Here is a 17,296-nt window from a genome sequence, read left to right as displayed (position 1 = left end):
TTTATTGCCAATGAACGTGATAAAAAATTTAAATAAAGCCATTAGATTATTGCGCCAAATTAGTCCTAAAAAATCAAAGTTACAAACAACTCACTTCACGGATCAATTAAAAGTTAAACAATCGGGTGAGCTTATTGATGTCAAACAAATAATAAAGCAGTTAAGTTTAGAGGAAATTAATGAAGCAGCTGAAGCTTATTTTGCAAGATTGAATAATTGGGAGTACCATTTAATCAAGCCTTTTGCTTCTATTGATGAAACTCCAGAACTCCTCCTATGTTTCAGTCAGATTTTACAGGGATTAAAAATTGTTCCGGGAATAACTGTCCTTGATTTTGGTTCCGGCTCCTGTTGGACTTCTAGATATTTGACCCAAGTCGGTTGTCACGTCATTGCTCTAGATGTATCAAATACAGCGCTCAAAATTGGGCAAGAACTATACAATCGCCAACCTGTTATAGGAGTTCAGCCAAAGCCAGAATTTATCCTATTTGATGGGAGACAAATACCTCTTGCTGATGAAAGTGTTGATCGCATCCTCTGTTTTGATGCGTTTCACCATGTCCCCAATCCTGATCACATAATCAAAGAGTTTTGTCGAATTTTAAAGCGAGGTGGAATTGTGGGTTTTTCTGAGCCAGGAGAAAATCACTCAAAAATGTCCCAATCTCAACATGAAATGCGAAATTTCAAGGTCATTGAAAATGATATCAAGGTCAAAGAAATTTGGGATATAGCTCAAAAAATGCATAGAGTTGCCTTTGTTGTTCAACGCTGCGGATTGGAGGTTAATGGGGGGGCGGAATCGCTCTGTCTTCAGATTGCCCAAAGGATGTCTCAGTATTGGGATTTAGAAATCCTAACAACTTGTGCTTTGGACTATATGACTTGGCAGAATCACTATTCGCCAGGAGTTTCAGACGTATTGGGTGTAAAAGTGCGGCGTTTTCCGGTAGCAAAACCCAGAGATATCGCCAGTTTCAATCGGTTATCTGATAAAATTTACGCTCGGATCAAAACGGTCTCGCTAAAGGAGCAGGAGGCTTGGATGCAAGCTCAAGGACCCTGGTCCCCTGACCTGATCAACTATGTCAAAGCGTATCAAGATGAGTATGATGCGTTTATCTTTTTCACGTATTTATATGCGACGACTTATTTTATCTTACCCTGGGTGGCTCAAAAAGCGTATTTAGCGCCTTTAGCTCATAATGAGTGGACGCTATATCTGAGTATGTGGGATAGGTTGTTTGAAAAACCCTGTGGGTTTATCTTCAATACGCCAGAAGAACGGGATTTGATACAAGCACGCTTTCCCAATGCTAAGTGTGAAGGACCAATTGTGGGAGTGGCGGTAGAACCCCCCGATGTTTATAGTGCAGCAGCGTTTCGGCACAACTATAAAATTGATGAGCCATTTTTGTTGTATATTGGCAGAATCGATCCGTCTAAGGGATGCGAGGAGTTGTTTGGTTATTTCATGGAGTTGCGATCGCAGGAAACAAAACCCAGAAAGTTAGTCTTACTAGGAAAGCCAGCTATGCCGATTCCCCAGCATCCAGATATCCTCGCGTTGGGGTTTGTGGATGAGCAAACCAAGTGGGATGCGATCGCGGCTTGTGATACTTTAGTTATGCCCTCGCCTTATGAAAGTCTTTCTCTGGTTTTGTTAGAAGCTTGGGCTGTGGGTAAGCCGGTTTTAGTTAATGGGCGATGCGATGTTTTAGTCGGACAGTGTAGGCGGGCGCAAGGGGGACTTTGGTATAAGAATAAGGATGAATTTCTCGTGGCTGTAGGCATGATCCAAAACTCCGTCAGCTATCAGTTGGGATTACAAGGGCAACGCTTTGTGAAAAGCCACTATGTTTGGTCTAAGATAGATTGTGATTATTTAAGTATAATTCCTAAAAATGACTGTTATAGCTAAAATTAATAAACTGTACCGAACCAAAGTCAAACCATTTGCTTCATTAATTATTGCATTGATTGTATTAGTTGCATATTTTTACTATGCTTTGGTAAGCCATAGAACTCCCACAGGTGATGAGCCTCATTATGTATTAGCGACTATCAGTCTAATCAAAGACCATGATCTCAATCTACTTATCATATGTTTAATATGGACATGGAAAGGACTACTGTTTAGAATTAGCTATTTAGAAAACCATGAATTAGTTGGTGTTGTCATTTTCATTTTCTTGATTTTCACTATAGCGGTGAATCAATTACTTATTTACAATAAAAAAATAGGATTCAAGCAATGAAAAAAATAAAAGAACCTTTATTAGAACCACTGCTGCGATGGATGAGATTAAGGAGAGTCAAACCCCATATTCCTCAAAATTCTATTCTACTAGATGTTGGTTGTGGTGTGTCAGCTACTTTTTTAAGGTCTATATCTAGTCATATAAAATATGGAGTAGGTGTAGATTTTAAAGTTCAGGTTTATCAATCGGGCAATATTACAACAAAGCAACTAAAACTTAATAATCATTTGCCTTTTGATAATTCAAGTTTTGATGTAATTACAATGCTTGCCGTTTTGGAACATATTGAATATGAAAAGGAAATTTTAAAAGAAATATATCGAATACTTGTCCCTAGAGGTAAGCTTATAATTACAGTTCCATCTATCTGGTCTCAACCTATACTAGAGTTTTTAGCTTATCGACTAAAGATAGTCAGTGAAGCAGAAATCAGAGATCATAAAAGATACTATACTCGCAAGTCTCTTGAAAAAGTATTGATAGGTGAAATTGGATTCCAAAATTTTCAACACCAATATTTCCAGTTTGGAATGAATAATTTCTGTACTGTAACGAAAAAGGAGTAACTATTTGAAAATGAAACTATCAGTTATCATACCTTGCTATAACGAAGTAGGAACGATTGGTCAAGTGGTTGAAGCAGTAAAAGCATCTCCCATGAGAGATGTTGAAATTATCATAGTTGACGACTGTTCAAAAGACGGTACACGAGAACTCCTACAATCAAGATTAGAAGCGCAGGTTGAGCGCGTCATTTACCATCGAAAAAATCAAGGCAAAGGAGCCGCTTTACGGAGCGGATTTGCTGCTGCAACTGGAGACATTGTAATTGTCCAAGATGCTGATCTAGAATACGATCCTGACGAATATCCGCTCATGATCAATCCTATCCTTAAGGATAAAGCCGATGTCGTTTTTGGCTCACGCTTTCAAGGAGGTAGACCTCACCGAGTCGTGTATTATTGGCACATGGTAGGCAACAAGTTTTTAACCACCTTGTCGAATATGCTCACGAATATCAATTTAAGCGATATGGAAACTTGCTATAAGGCATTTCGACGAGAGATTGTTCAATCCATCAAAATCCAAGAAAATCGATTTGGCTTTGAACCCGAAATAACGGCAAAGGTGGCGAAAATGAATTGTCGTATTTACGAAGTTGGTATATCCTATTATGGTCGTACTTATAAGGAAGGTAAAAAGATAGGATGGAGAGATGGTATATGGGCTATTTATTGCATTATAAAGTATAACCTCTTGGTGAAAGATTTGGGAAGATGAATAACTTATTAAATAAGTTATTTACAGAAATTACATCTTATTGACAATTTCTGGCGTAGAGAAAGTTATCTTGATTTTCATGAAAAACTTTTTTTTAAAGTTACAATCATTATTTCCATACATTGTTTTATGTGGCATAGGAGTTTGGATAGCATTCCACCCGACGCTTGTCAGTGGCTTTTCGCTGATGCAAACTGACCCGGGAGACACAAGACTTAATAATTATTTTTTAGAGCATTCTTTTCAACTACTAGTTAACAGTGACTATAGTGGGGATGTATGGTCACCCACCTTCTTTTTTCCATACAAAGAAGTATTGGCTTTTTCTGAAAATCTTTTTGGTTCAGCCCCCATATATTGGCTATTTAGAGCATTTTTTTCATCAGATATTGCATTCCAGCTATGGATGATTGCCGTCTGTATTGCTAATTTTGTTAGTTTTGCTTTCCTGATGCAAAAACTCAACGTAGGTCATGGACTCAGTGCTTTAGGGGGTTTCCTATTTGCCTTCAGTATGCCTCGAATTGTCAAGATTGGGCATCAGCAGTTACTTCCCCAGTTTTTTACGCCTTTCGTTTTCCTAACGGCATTAAATTTTATGAAAAAGCCGACCTCAAAACGGCTTTTTTTACTACTCTTACTCACTTATTTACAAATTCTGTCGGGGATTTATTTAGGATGGTTTTTAATGTTTAGCTTACCCATATTTTTGGGCATAGCTTATAAACTAGAATCTGAAGCCAGACATCGTTTTATAACTTACTGGAAAAAGAGTCATAAACAAGCTATTAGCATTACTTTGGGCTGGTTAGCATTAACAGTTTTTACCTTATTCCCTTATTTGAAAGCCAAGTTAATTTTAGGAGGAAGATCTTATTCAGATGTAGATACAATGATTCCACGACTTTCTTCCTGGTTTTCCGTTCCACCAGGTAGTCTGTGGTCATCCTTGCTAGGTTGGGTTTCCCGTGATTTACCCATGCAACATGAACATCATTTATTCGCAGGCTTGACATTGATTATTTTGACTGGACTATCTATATACACAATTCTCCGGTTAAAGTCTTTATTAACTATTCAAAGATATAAAATTATTAAAATCTGTCTGATTGTTTTTATTATAATATTCTGTTTATCATTACGTTTACCCTTTGGATTATCTTTATGGCGAATTATTTATGAAGTTGTACCTGGAGCTTCTGTTATTAGAGCCGTGAGTAGAATATGGACTATTGCTTATTTTTATTTATTTATTGCAGTTTTATTAAATGCAGATTCTCTTTTAAAGATATTAGTAAATAGCAAATATTTGCGTTTGCTAATAGTAAGTTTTATTTGCCTTGTCAGCGTGTCAGAGCAAATTGTTTTAAACCTACCTAACTATGAAAAAGCTCCCTGGATAGAAGAAGTTGCAGAACTTCGTGACTTAATGCAGACTAACTGCGATTTTGCCTATGTATCGTTGAATCCGGCAAGACCTTTTTGGGCAGATCAGTTAACAGCAATGTGGGCTGGTATTGAAGCTAATGTACCAGTTGTTAATGGCTACTCTGGGAATCAGCCACCAAACTATGGAACGACTACTGAACCGATGGATACAGTAAGGATTTTACATTGGCTTGATATAGCTAGTAAAAATATTCAAGGAAGACTTTGTATGATCTCTCCTAATTTAGGTGAAAAAACTGATAGTCTGATTTCCAAGTATGCTGTACAAGAAACTAACAGTTTTTCAAACAAGTTCACCTCTGCTACAATTCAATTTCCACTCAAAAAATCATTTTCTCAGGGTATAACTGTTCTGGATATTCCCTCAAATTCTGTTTATACAAGCTCATCTATAAAAATAGTAGCTTTAGTTGAAAACAAAAGTAATTTTATATGGACTCAAGAAGGTAAGAATAAAACGAATTTCTCTTATCGTTGGATAGATGCTAATGGCAAGTTAGCTGAGTTTGATGGAGATGGCGATCGCACAAGTTTACCTTGGGATGTTTCACCCGAAGATTTCTTTGCAGTAAATGCAATTGTCCGTACACCTCCAACGCCTGGAAAATATCAACTTATTCTGACTATGGTTCAAGAGGATGTAGCTTGGTTTAATGATAAAAACACCAATAATCCAGTAATTCCAATGGATGTTGTTCCTCCTCAAACATACTAATTGAGAGCTATTGGATTACGTTATAAATTCTAAAAGCTCTTATGTTTCCATAAAATTATGACAATCCCTATAATTTGCAGATTGTAGTCAAATAATCTGTAAAATTCGATAAAATCGGGTTAAAGCCATGAAAATCAATACTACATTAGTTTTTGCCGTATTACTTTTGCTAATTGTCCTAATCCTACCTGATTCTGGTCAAGGAGAGATTGTGCAACTGAGTTGGTGGGATCAAAGTGTTTTTTTAAAGGCACTTCAAGACGTTTTGTCAGGAAAATCGTCGGGTTCAGTAGAAAATGGTCTTGTGGGATCTGGCTATATAACTTTAGGCGTTCTTGTAACTAAGCTTTTTTCTACAGATCCAAAAAATTCTCTAGTCTTACTTAATCGCTTATCATTTATATTAACGACTTTAGTGTTTTTTATTTCAGCATTTTTTTTAATTAATCATGCATTAAATAAACCCCAAGACATCCCTGAAACTTTATCGATGAATTCAAAAATTAAAACGTCAAATTTAATTGCTTTTATTTATACCATAACTGTAATATTTTCAAGTAACTTTGTATCGTTTTCAGATATTCCTTGGTCTCATTTTCCGGCTACGCTGATGGGCATATCTTGTATGCTATTAATTTTTTATATTGAAGACAGTTATAAAAAACGACATTCTAGAAAAACATTATTTGGCTTGAGTCTTTTGGGTTTTTCCCTAGGGCTCCTGTTACAAATTCGTTCATTTGAAGGAATTGCTTTACTATTAGGTATAGGCACTTGGTTATTATTGTTAGCGCTGATGTCTCCTATAGTAACACTAAAAAAAATAAAGTATAGAGTTAATTATTTTCAAGTCATAAAATATACTATTGTCTTAGGTTTATCCTCTTTGGCAACTTTTTTAACCAGCCAAATTGTTACTCGTCAAAAAGCGATAAGCCTACTCTATTTTGGATTGAGAGATAATCATCCTGTTTTAAAAGAAATGTATAAAACTTACCCGGATATTTTTCTAGTTAAATTTGTTCAAGTCTTTATCGATCCAAATTTTTTTAGTTTCAATCAAAACTACGAAATCAAACCATTAATTTTTGGGTTTAACTTTGATGTTTTTAAAATGCCTTTTTTATTACAAGTCCCATTTTTAATCTATGCCATACCAGCCGTTTTTACTCTATTAATATTTTATGGATATAAAAAAAATATTAAAAGTCTACTAAAAAAAGCAAGTTTTGTAATTCCTTTAATTACTGGATTAATCTTAACGGTTGCCTATCTGGGAAGTCCGCTTTTTGGCAGTCCGCATCTAAAATATGGGGTGGTTCGCAACATGATGTTAGTAACGTGGTGCCTGGCATTAGTAGCAGGACCCTGGCACTTTTCCCCAACTCTTTTACCTTCATCAAGTCGTCGCTTTTTTTCTCAAGGTTTAGTCTATGTGTGTATTTTACCTATACTAATATCTGTAGTATATGGACAAATAATCGTTCACTATACAGGGTTTTGGGAGTTTGAAAAAATGCACATAAAAAAAATAGAGTTAGAGGAGAATTGCCAGAGTCTTATCTGTTCCTTAAATGTTAACAGCTATAACAATCAAGGACAAGTCATAAAAATCCCTAACCAACGTTATATAGTTGCCGGAAGTTGTCCCTCAACGGGAAAAAGGATGGCAACAACTGTTAGTCCAGATCAGTCATTCACGCTGCTTCCTTGCTCAGAACGTTATCAAGTCGATGTTTATCCCATTAATATGGGATTTGCGGGAACCCCAGACCCAGAAATGCCTATTTCGTGGCAATTTACCCCGCCACCTTCTCAGAAATAGAGGTGTTATCGCCAAAGACGTTAGCCAAATTGACTTAATAATAGCAAATCCTAAGTCATGAAAATTGAAGTTCTCTGTCCTGTCTGTGACTCCAATCAAAACAAGGTTAAGTATGAACCCTGGATAGACATTCAAGATCCCCAGAAGCTTTACGGCGCCGCCTCAGGTGTTCCGGGTACTCAACGGCTGGTTGAATGTGAAAACTGTGGCATGATTTATGAAACTCCCCGTTTTCCTGATCCGGTTATTTTACAAGGGTATTTACTATCTGAAGAATCGGGACATGATAGTCAGTATCCGATGCGCGTCGAAAGCTTTTCTCGAACCTTATTATCCCTGGGTTCTCGGATTCCGGCAAAAGGCGCAACGGTTCTGGATATTGGTACGGCTGGGGGAGCGTTCTTGGAAGCCGCTCAACGGTTTGGTTACAATGCTGTGGGATTAGAACCCTCACAGTTTTTAGTCGAACAAGGGAGAAAACGCGGACTGAAGATAGAACAGGGAACTCTGGACAATCATCCCTTTGAATCGGCATCATTTGACCTAGTATGCCTTTGGGATGTGATCGAACATCTGACCCATCCAAAAGCTGCACTTGAGCAAATTCAAACATTACTCAAGCCAGGAGGAATTCTGCTGATTAATTATCCCGATATCGGCACTTGGCAGGCAAAATTAGCAGGTCATCGATTTTGGTGGATTATTTCCGTCCATCTGCATCACTTTACCCGCCAGACTCTTAGCACGATTTGCCAACGCACGGGTTTTCAGGTGTTCCATTTTCAACCCTATTGGCAAACGTTACAATTTGGCTATTTGGAAGATATGGCAATCCTCTATAAAATTCCGTTGAGTCAGATATTGAAACAACTCACCCCCCGGTTGATTCAACAGATTCCGATCCCTTATTATGCCAGTCAAACCACGGCTCTGGCGCGAGTTAAACCATGACAGTTTATATCCTCGGCGGTGGACCGGCTGGGCTAGCCCTCGCTCACGGTTTAACCCAAGATAGCAACGCCTCTTTTGTTCTGCTTGAACGGGGGTCGAGTTTGGGAGGACTCGCCCAAACCATTCATTGGTCAGGAAACGGCTTTCATGACTTAGGTCCCCATAAAATTTTTACACTCAATCAAGACTTAATGACGCGAGTCGAACGCCTTTTGCCTCCTGAAGACTGGTTGACTCGCCCCAAGAAAAGTAGTATTTTTATGGGCGGTCACTTTCTGCCCTATCCCCCCTCACCTTTTTCACTAATTCAGGTTTATGGGTTAGCCTCGTTTTCGGTAATGGTTTGGGACTATGGACTGGCTCAGATTAGTTCTGTGGTTACCTCAAAAAGTCCCCTAACCTTTGAAGCCGATTTGCAGGGGCGGGTAGGGAAAAAGCTCTATGACGCCTTGTTCAAACCGATTGCGCTAAAACTATGGGATGATCCAGCCCAATTAGATGTCAAACTGTCTCAGGGACGAGTGCAAACCCCATCCCTAACGGAATTGGTTAAGCGATTGCTCAAAATTAGCCAATCGAGTAATTTTGAAGCGTTAGAATTTCGCTATCCTAAAGGCGGACTACAAAAACTGTGGCAGGCGATCGCGACTCAAACCAGCCACCAAGGTGAGTATCGGCTGAATCAGGAAGTGTGTCACCTTAGTGTTGAAAATAATACCATCCAAAGGATTCGTTATCGCGATCGCGTCACCGGATCAGTCCAACAGATTCAGGTGAACCCAGATGACTGGGTGGTGTCTACACTCCCCCTACTCAAACTAACCGAACTCATGGGTGATGCGCTTGAGCCAACGACAACGGCTCGGATGCAGGAGATTATTCAGCTCAACGACCTGATCCTGGTATTTTTAAAGATAGACCAACCGAGCTTGTTGGATGAGTCTTGGATCTTTGTTCCGGACTCAAACATCGTGTTTCATCGGCTTAGCGAACAGGAATCGTTTGATCCACAGATGACTCCAGGGGGTAGTATTATTTGTTGTGAGGTGATGGGATCAAAAACCAGAGCCATGAGTCAATGCTGTGACAGCGACTTAATCGCCCTAGCTAAGCAGGGGTTAAAAGATATGGGTTATACGGGATTTTCCATACTTGATCAACGGGTCATCCGTCTCCCTTCGTCCTATCCTGTCTATAAGTCAGGGTTTGAGCCTGTGTTAGACGGGATTCTTAATCAACTGGATCACTTCGCTAATTTTCGCACCATCGGTCGTCAAGGTTCATTTAACTATATTGGCACGTTAGATGCGATGGACATTGGCTACGGTGCGGCTCAATGGCTGATTCGGCAAATGACAGGACAGCAGGAGTATAGCTGGAAACAGGAACGGGAAAGAACCAGTCATTATCCAGTCCTTGATTAATATGAAAATCACGTTAATCTCTCCACGACTGGCGGTACAAAAAGGAGATTTCCTGGGTTCTGGAGTCCCCTATTTGCCCCTTGAACTTGCAGTTTTAGCTGCGTTTTTCAGGGAACAAGGATATCCTATCTGTGTCATTGACCTTTTTGGCAATTCGCCTACCACCCTGGAATCCAGGCGCGATCATTACCTGCAAGGTGAGCCTTTCACGAAGTTTCTTTACACTCCTGAGATTGAGCAAGCCGATCTGGTGATAATTTACGCGATCTCAGTCATGTCTCATCAGGAAATTCTGGCGATTATTCGGGACTTGCGCCACTCTCACCCTCAAAGTGCGATCGCGGTATTGGAAAATTCCCAAGCCGTTACCGCTTATGCAGTTTCTCAATTGGCTGAGGACTTCTTTGATGCGGGTGTGGATGCACTTCTATGTGGTGAACTCTACTGGAATTGGCATGAAATTAGCACCTACTTACAGGATCGCCAAACTGTTCCTGTTCCGGAAAACGTGATCGTGTCAAACCAACCCCCTAGTCATATCTTGCGGCGGAAAGTGGAAAAGCATCCCACCTATCCGATTCCCGCCTGGGATTTATTCCATTTAAATAATTATTGGTCGATTCCCTATTCCCATGGACCGAAAACCAGACGCTTCCTCCCGATACTCACATCACGGGGTTGTCCCTATCCGTGTGACTTCTGCGTGGTTCCCGAAACCAATAACCAGCAATGGCGCGATCGCACGGCGGAGGAAGTGGTGACAGAAATGATCGTGCTGCGCGATCGATTTAATGTCCGTCATTTTCAGGTTGAGGATCTTAATCCCACCGTGAGACATTCCCGATGGCATAAAATATGCCAACTTCTGATTGAACGCCAAGCCGGGATATTTTTCTACTTTGTCAGTGGCACCAAAGCGGAAACCGTAAAATTAGAGCAAATTCCCCTTTATGCTCAAGCTGGATGTCGTTACATTTCCATTAGCCCTGAATCCGGTAGTCCGGCTGTCCTTAAAGCCATTGGCAAACCCTTTAACCATCCTCATGGTTTAGCCTTAATCGAAGCCTGTCATCGTCATGGAATTTACACTCAAGCCTGTCTTTTAGTGGGTCATCCCGCCGAGACGGTAGCTGATTATGAATTATCTTGTAATTATTTACGCGCAATGGTTCTGGCTGGACTCGATGAAGTTGCTATCTTTATTGTCGCCCCTTTAGCCGGGAGTCAATTACATCGTCAAAATAAAATTGAACTGGATGATTCAGAAACTTTGACCAGCTTTAGTCCCCAAGGAAGACGAGGATGGGAGGAGTTAAAACACCGTCGCCGCAAGCTGATTCAAATCTTCTTTTGGCAGAAGCTAAAAAGGGGAGCTGGACTCTGGTTACAAGGAATTAGAGCGGTGTTAGGAACACCCCGCACCAAAATGGAGAACTTACCCCGCAGAGTTTTATTTATCTATTGGCTTATGAGCAAGAATTATTGGCTTCAGTTGTTGTCCTCTATTTCGTTCTAGATTGGCTTATGCTCAAGAATTATTAACTTCAGTTTTGTCCTCTATTTCGTTCTAGAGCGTCGATTGGTGTAACCATGACCCATCCTAGCACCATCTTAATTATTCCATGTTATAACGAAGAAAATAATGTGGGTAAGCTCCTCCGTGAAATCCAAGACTTAAAGCTTGCCTATGATACTTTAGTTATTGATGATGGTTCTCAAGATAATACTTATGCGGTAGCGCGTCACTTGTCTCCTTGTGTGAAGCTATTAACTAACTTAGGAATTGGTGGTGCTGTCCAAACAGGGATAAAATATGCACTACAACACAATTATGAACTCTGTGTTCAAATTGATGGCGATGGTCAACATCCTCCTAGCCAAGTTTACCGTTTAATGGAAAGCTACCTAACGTCACCCGCAAACTTAATTATTGGTTCTCGCTTTCTTCGGGAAAAAGGGTTTAAATCCACCTGGAAACGCCGCCTAGGAATTAAGATAATTAGCCGGGTCATTCAATGGCTTTTTAAGCATAAAATCACCGATCCGACCAGTGGATTAAGGATGATGGATAGAAAAGCCATTCAATTATTTAGCACTGAATACCCCCATGATTTTCCCGAACCGATTTCATTGGCTGTAGCCCTTGAACGGGGTCTTAAGGTGCGGGAAATTGCTGTAAATATGCGTTCAAGAGAGCAGGGTTTTAGTTCTATTACTGGAATAAAATCCTTTCTCTATATGATCCGAGTGATTGGATATTTAATTTTAGTGAGAATGGGACGACATCTATAACTATTTCATCCCCTATTTATAGAAGCTCTTGATGAATAAAACGCTTGTTTAAACGATGAATTATACCCCGACCCCGCAGACCGTCGTATCTGTCCTAATCTTTATTGTAATATATTTATTTGTATTGCTAAAAAAAACAATTAAGAATACGATAGATTTATCCGATTTTTTCCTGCTTTCTTCATTAGCAATATTTCCGGGTATATTTGTTTTTACCCCTAAACTTGTAGTATATTTAGCTCGTATAGTTGGGGTTGAGTTTCCCTTCATCATACTATTTTCAGGCTTATTTGTTTGTGTTTTTATCTATCTTTATCGTTTAATAATCAAAGTCAACAAACAAGAAAAATTAAATTTACTTCTTATTCAAGAAATAAGTTTACTCAAACAACAGATTGAATTAAGGCAGGTTATTTCAAACAAGAAATCCGAAGAATAAGCTTGATTGTGTAGTAGGTATTGAATCTCAAAGGAATTAAACTAAGTAAGTTGATGAATATTTATGTATCGCATTGGAATTGATGTTACTCCTCTATCCAGTAAGCCCAGTGGTATCAGTTTTTACGTAGCCAACCTAATCCATTATCTTTATCCTATCCAATACCAAGAAAATTTTCAACTTGCATTAATCTACCAACCTAGACTCAGAAACTGGCTACGCCTCCACCGAGACTTTCCCAAGTCACTTTCTCGCTATTCAAACCGCTATTTTCTGCCTTTACCCGTTAGAATTACTAACATTCTTCTTGATTACTTTCCCTACATTTTCTCAAGCCATCTCGGACATGAGCTGGACTCTCCCACAATTATACATGGGACGAACTATACCATTTTTCCTTATCCGAATAGTCTAAAAGTACTGACAATTTATGACCTGACCTTTCTTAAATATCCTGATTATATTGATTCCGTAGTTAAGACCTATTCAAAGCGCGTAAAAAAATGTCTAACTTGGACAGATTTAGTGATCACAATCTCCGAAAGTTCCAAAAATGATATTATTGAATATCTCAACGTAAATCCTGACCGCATCCACGTCACGCCCCTAGCCAGCCGCTACGCTTCTGATGTATTTGTTCCCTCTAACCCATCTGTTAACTACGACTTCTCCTACCCTTATATCCTCTTTGTCAGCACCATCGAACCGAGAAAAAATATTACTACTCTAATTTCTGCTTTTAACTACCTCAAACAAAAACATAAAATTGAGCATCATCTAATCCTCATCGGTCAAAAAGGCTGGCATCATAAACCCATATTTGCTGCCATGGAGAACTCTCCCTGGAATCACCATATCCATCATCTGGACTACCTCTCAGACGAACATGTTGCCCTTTTCTACTCTAAAGCTGATGTCTTTGTCTATCCCTCCCACTACGAAGGCTTTGGTCTTCCGGTTCTCGAAGCCATGACCCTAGGAGCACCCGTCGTTACTTCCAATACCTCCTCTCTCCCCGAAGTCGCTGGAGATGCTGCCCTTCTCATTGATCCCAACGATCCCATACAGTTAGCCGACGCTATCTTAAAAATCATCAGTGACACCCAATTATGCCAGGAATTAATTCAAAAGGGCAAAGAAAGAGCTAAATTATTCTCTTGGGAAAGAACGGCGAAAGCAACCTTAAACGCCTATAAATCTCTACTCAGTTCATGAATTCCTCAATCGCTTATTCAACCTTGTCTTCCCCCCTTTTAATCAACCTCTCCATTCTATTTTACCAACCCACTGGCATCGCCACGTATGCTGCCAACGTATTCCCCTACTTAAAACCCCTGAATCCCACCCTGCTGATTTCACCCCTCGCCTCAAACCACTTCCCCCTCGCCTCTGACTTTATCGGCTACCCTGTTCCCGCCAATCTCAGCCCCGCCCAAGGAACAAAAGGTCACTTCCGTCGGCTTTTATGGACTCAACTCCAACTTCCCCGCCTCTACCACACCTTAAAATCTCCCCTCCTCTTTTCTCCCATCCCCGAAGCCCCCCTTAATAGCAATTGTCGCTATGTCGTCATGGTTCATGACCTAATCCCACTACGCTTTCCCAAACCTAACTCCCCCCTCACCCCCTACTTCCGTTACTACATCCCCCAAGTCCTCAACCAAGCCCAACACATTCTTTGTAACTCCATCGCCACCGCCAGAGACATTACCGACTATTACCCTATCCCCGCCACCAAAATCACGCCCATTCCCCTAGCTTACGACACCAACCACTTTCGCCCCCTCTGCGTCCCTCTGCGCCACCCTCTGCGCCCCTCTGCGTTTCCCAAAAAGCCCCACGAAGCAACATCAGCCCACCCCAACCCCTACTTCCTCTACCTTGGACGTCACGATCCCTATAAAAACCTACACCGACTGATCGACGCCTTTGCCACACTTCCCAACTGCGGCGACTATGAACTGTGGATTGCTGGGTCCAGTGATCGACGTTACACCCCTAAACTTCAATCCCAAGCCAACCACCTCGGTTTAAGCCATCAGGTTAAATTTCTCAACTACGTTCCCTACAACCAACTACCCATCCTCCTCAACAGCGCGATCGCACTCATTTTTCCCAGTCTCTGGGAAGGCTTTGGACTCCCGGTTCTAGAAGCCATGGCTTGTGGCACTCCGGTAATCACATCTAACCTCTCCGCCCTCCCAGAAGTCGCAGGTGATGCGGCTATCCTGGTGAACCCTTACAACACCTCAGAACTCGCGACGGCTATGGACTCTATCGCCATCGACACCCAACTGCGATCGCGCCTTAGCACCCTCGGACTCCAACGCGCCCGCCAATTTAGTTGGGCAAAAACCGGACAGAAAACCGTTGAAGTCCTGCAAAAGTACAGTTAAAAAAAAAGAGGTGGGGAAGTCCACTGTATCCCAACGCCAAATTAAAAATTATGGCGTGGGTCTTATTGCTTCCCCTCTCCCCCCACAACTAGATAAATCTGTCCTTACGCCGTGATTACTCTTCCGTCGCTGATACAAACTCTTCTTCTTCAACTTCATACTCTGGCTCTGGAGATTCAGGATTAGTGCCTTGCTGTTGTGCCAGCATCTTCTCCCGATACTTCTGAGCCATTTCTTCTGCCTTCTCGTAGACTCGATCCCGATTATTGATCATATCTCCCGGTTCAGGTTCCAACTGCTTCGTTGACAGAGAAATCCGACCGCGTTCAGCATCCAAGTCAATGATCATCACTTTCAATTCATCATTGACATTAAAGACACTGTGAGGCGTGTCAATATGATCATGAGAAATTTCCGAAATGTGTAGCAATCCGCTCACACCACCAATATCAATGAATGCACCGTAAGGCTTAATACCCCGTACCGAACCCACGACGACTTCACCGACTTCTAAGCGGTTCATCTTGCGTTCAACCAAAGCGCGACGGTGAGAGAGAACCAGACGGTTTCGGTCTTCGTCTACCTCTAAGAATTTTAGCGGCAGTTCTTCGCCCACTAAATCTTCCTTCGGTTTGCGAGTACTGATGTGAGAACCGGGAATAAAGCCCCGTAGCCCTTCAATGCGAACCAGCGCCCCACCTCGGTTTGTGGCAAAAACCAGAGAACGAACTGTCGCATCTTCCGCTTGAAGCTGCCGTACCCGCTCCCAAGCCCGCATATACTCAATGCGCCGAATGGAAAGGGTTAGCTGTCCATCCTCATTCTCGTCAGTCAAAATGAAAAATTCTCGCGTTTCATTTGACTGCAATACTTCTTCCGGGGCGTCAACCCGATTAATTGACATCTCCTGTATGGGAATATAAGCGGCGGTTTTAGCACCAATGTCAATCAGAGCGCCTCTTGGCTCCAGACTGAATACTGTACCTGCGACAATATCACCAGGGCTAAAGTGATAATCGTACTTGTCGAGGAGGGCGGCAAAATCGTCGTGAGTGAAGCCAATATCTATTGTATTTGTTTTCTGACTGAGCATGTGCGTTGTGTTTCCTTGTTTAATCTCCGTAATGACTATGCCTCCTGTCGATGTACTCGCACGTCGGTATTGTGCCACCTACACCTACATTGCTTTGTCTCAACCTAACCTTATTTTAAAAGATTTAATAAAGTCCAGACAGGTAATTATAACTCAATCTGGAGCGCCCTGTTGAGATCGAGAAGTACACAAAACTTCATGAAATCGGATATACGGGTAGCCTAAAATGATAAAACCTCTATCTGATAATGGTTTAGCGCCTCTCACCGTAAAACCTGTTGCTCCTCTGACGCGGGAGTAACCAGGGAGGCTGATGTCTCCGAATCATCCGAATCCTCCGGGATAGCTGGTGGTACAGGCGGCATCCCTGGGTTGTCTAGTTCAGCATCATTTCTGAGATGCTCTAGGGTTTCGATAAAATCCCGAATGCCCTGAAACTTTCGATAAACTGAGGCAAACCGGACATACGCCACTTCACTCTCGTGTCGCAGGTAGCGCAGGACTAACTCACCCACTTCATTGCTGGTGACCTCCCGTCCATAGTGCTGCTGAACTTCCGCTTCAATCTCATCGACTATCGCTTCGAGGCGTCGTTGGGAAATTCCTGTTTTTTCACAAGCCCGCACCATTCCCCGTAACAACTTAGAACGGTCAAAGGACTCCCGCTTGCCATCCCGCTTCAGGACAGTAATCGGTACAAATTCAATCCGCTCATAAGTCGTGAAGCGATGTTTACAAAGCAAACACTCCCGACGACGCCGAACACTTTGTCCTGCTTCTGTTGAACGAGACTCCAAAACGCGGCTGTCGGTGTGCTGACAATAGGGGCATCGCATAGTAGCAAGTCTTTAGAGACTGGTTAAATACAGAAAGTTGAGCCGATACAGGTCTATCTAATTTCCTCCGACTCGAATCCCTATCGGCAAAAGTAATCAGATAGACCGTATTCGGCTCAGGGTATCCTAGAGAACTGATAAAATTCGCTCATCATCAGGGATACGAGGACGCTTTCTCAGAGGAAGAACAGCGCCGCCATCGCTACTTTTCAATCCGAGGCGGTTCCCGGAAGGCGATAGCAAAAAACAGAACGCCAAGAGCGCAAATCAAGAAAAATGTATAAATGAGGCTTTCCATGTCACAACTTACCCAATTATCTACTGTACTACC

The 17,296-nt window shown here is 41.4% G+C and carries 16 protein-coding genes; 13 read left to right on the top strand and 3 right to left on the bottom strand.

Features of this window, described 5'->3' with window-relative positions; translation table 11 throughout:
* The first annotated feature begins 10 nt into the window (after positions 1-10).
* The 13 genes from ACLGGO_RS01110 to ACLGGO_RS01050 all read left to right on the top strand — a co-directional run bounded on the left by ACLGGO_RS01110 (position 11) and on the right by ACLGGO_RS01050 (position 15,036).
* Positions 11-1,924, top strand: a complete 1,914-nt coding sequence (locus ACLGGO_RS01110; protein ID WP_446417961.1) for a methyltransferase domain-containing protein — start codon at positions 11-13, stop codon at positions 1,922-1,924.
* The gene (locus ACLGGO_RS01105) at positions 1,908-2,261 is read left to right on the top strand and encodes a hypothetical protein (RefSeq protein ID WP_446417960.1); all 354 of its coding nucleotides are present in this window, start codon (positions 1,908-1,910) and stop codon (positions 2,259-2,261) included. The genes ACLGGO_RS01110 and ACLGGO_RS01105 overlap by 17 nt, the downstream gene beginning before the upstream one ends.
* The gene (locus tag ACLGGO_RS01100; RefSeq protein WP_446417959.1) at positions 2,258-2,830 is read left to right on the top strand and encodes a class I SAM-dependent methyltransferase; all 573 of its coding nucleotides are present in this window, start codon (positions 2,258-2,260) and stop codon (positions 2,828-2,830) included. Before ACLGGO_RS01105 ends, ACLGGO_RS01100 begins: the two co-directional genes overlap by 4 nt.
* Positions 2,831-2,840: 10 nt before the next feature.
* Positions 2,841-3,545 (top strand): glycosyltransferase family 2 protein, encoded by a 705-nt coding sequence (locus ACLGGO_RS01095; RefSeq protein ID WP_446418003.1) that lies wholly within the window; start codon positions 2,841-2,843, stop codon positions 3,543-3,545.
* Positions 3,546-3,624: 79 nt separating this feature from the next.
* Positions 3,625-5,709, top strand: a complete 2,085-nt coding sequence (locus ACLGGO_RS01090) for a hypothetical protein (RefSeq protein WP_446417958.1) — start codon at positions 3,625-3,627, stop codon at positions 5,707-5,709.
* A 127-nt stretch (positions 5,710-5,836) separates the two neighbouring features.
* Positions 5,837-7,534, top strand: coding sequence for a hypothetical protein (locus ACLGGO_RS01085; protein WP_446417957.1), 1,698 nt, complete (start codon positions 5,837-5,839; stop codon positions 7,532-7,534).
* Positions 7,535-7,591: 57 nt separating this feature from the next.
* Positions 7,592-8,485 (top strand): class I SAM-dependent methyltransferase, encoded by an 894-nt coding sequence (locus tag ACLGGO_RS01080; RefSeq protein ID WP_446417956.1) that lies wholly within the window; start codon positions 7,592-7,594, stop codon positions 8,483-8,485.
* Positions 8,482-9,909, top strand: coding sequence for an FAD-dependent oxidoreductase (locus ACLGGO_RS01075; protein WP_446417955.1), 1,428 nt, complete (start codon positions 8,482-8,484; stop codon positions 9,907-9,909). Before ACLGGO_RS01080 ends, ACLGGO_RS01075 begins: the two co-directional genes overlap by 4 nt.
* Position 9,910: 1 nt before the next feature.
* The gene (locus tag ACLGGO_RS01070) at positions 9,911-11,425 is read left to right on the top strand and encodes a B12-binding domain-containing radical SAM protein (RefSeq protein ID WP_446417954.1); all 1,515 of its coding nucleotides are present in this window, start codon (positions 9,911-9,913) and stop codon (positions 11,423-11,425) included.
* Positions 11,426-11,499: 74 nt separating this feature from the next.
* Positions 11,500-12,201, top strand: a complete 702-nt coding sequence (locus tag ACLGGO_RS01065) for a glycosyltransferase family 2 protein (RefSeq protein ID WP_446417953.1) — start codon at positions 11,500-11,502, stop codon at positions 12,199-12,201.
* Positions 12,202-12,256: 55 nt separating this feature from the next.
* On the top strand, positions 12,257-12,640 hold the full coding sequence (locus ACLGGO_RS01060) for a DUF2304 domain-containing protein (protein WP_446417952.1): 384 nt from the start codon (positions 12,257-12,259) through the stop codon (positions 12,638-12,640).
* A gap of 63 nt (positions 12,641-12,703) precedes the next feature.
* Positions 12,704-13,855, top strand: a complete 1,152-nt coding sequence (locus ACLGGO_RS01055) for a glycosyltransferase family 4 protein (protein WP_446417951.1) — start codon at positions 12,704-12,706, stop codon at positions 13,853-13,855.
* Positions 13,852-15,036, top strand: a complete 1,185-nt coding sequence (locus tag ACLGGO_RS01050) for a glycosyltransferase family 4 protein (protein ID WP_446417950.1) — start codon at positions 13,852-13,854, stop codon at positions 15,034-15,036. The genes ACLGGO_RS01055 and ACLGGO_RS01050 overlap by 4 nt, the downstream gene beginning before the upstream one ends.
* 115 nt (positions 15,037-15,151) lie before the next feature.
* Here the strand turns inward: ACLGGO_RS01050 and ACLGGO_RS01045 are convergent, their stop codons facing one another.
* From ACLGGO_RS01045 to ACLGGO_RS01035, 3 genes are all read right to left on the bottom strand, one after another.
* The gene (locus ACLGGO_RS01045) at positions 15,152-16,129 is read right to left on the bottom strand and encodes a 30S ribosomal protein S1 (protein ID WP_446339827.1); all 978 of its coding nucleotides are present in this window, start codon (positions 16,127-16,129) and stop codon (positions 15,152-15,154) included.
* A gap of 263 nt (positions 16,130-16,392) precedes the next feature.
* A complete protein-coding gene (gene nrdR / locus ACLGGO_RS01040; RefSeq protein ID WP_446417949.1) occupies positions 16,393-16,965 on the bottom strand; it encodes a transcriptional regulator NrdR in 573 nt (190 codons plus the stop codon).
* Positions 16,966-17,167: 202 nt separating this feature from the next.
* The gene (locus ACLGGO_RS01035; RefSeq protein ID WP_446339777.1) at positions 17,168-17,263 is read right to left on the bottom strand and encodes a photosystem II reaction center protein T; all 96 of its coding nucleotides are present in this window, start codon (positions 17,261-17,263) and stop codon (positions 17,168-17,170) included.
* Between the last annotated feature and the right edge of the window lie 33 nt (positions 17,264-17,296).

The organism is Coleofasciculus sp. (genome assembly GCF_046565525.1).
GTDB lineage: Bacteria > Cyanobacteriota > Cyanobacteriia > Cyanobacteriales > Coleofasciculaceae > Coleofasciculus.
The sequence above is the reverse complement of the archived record's forward strand: the minus strand, read 5'-3'. Positions and strand labels throughout refer to the sequence as shown.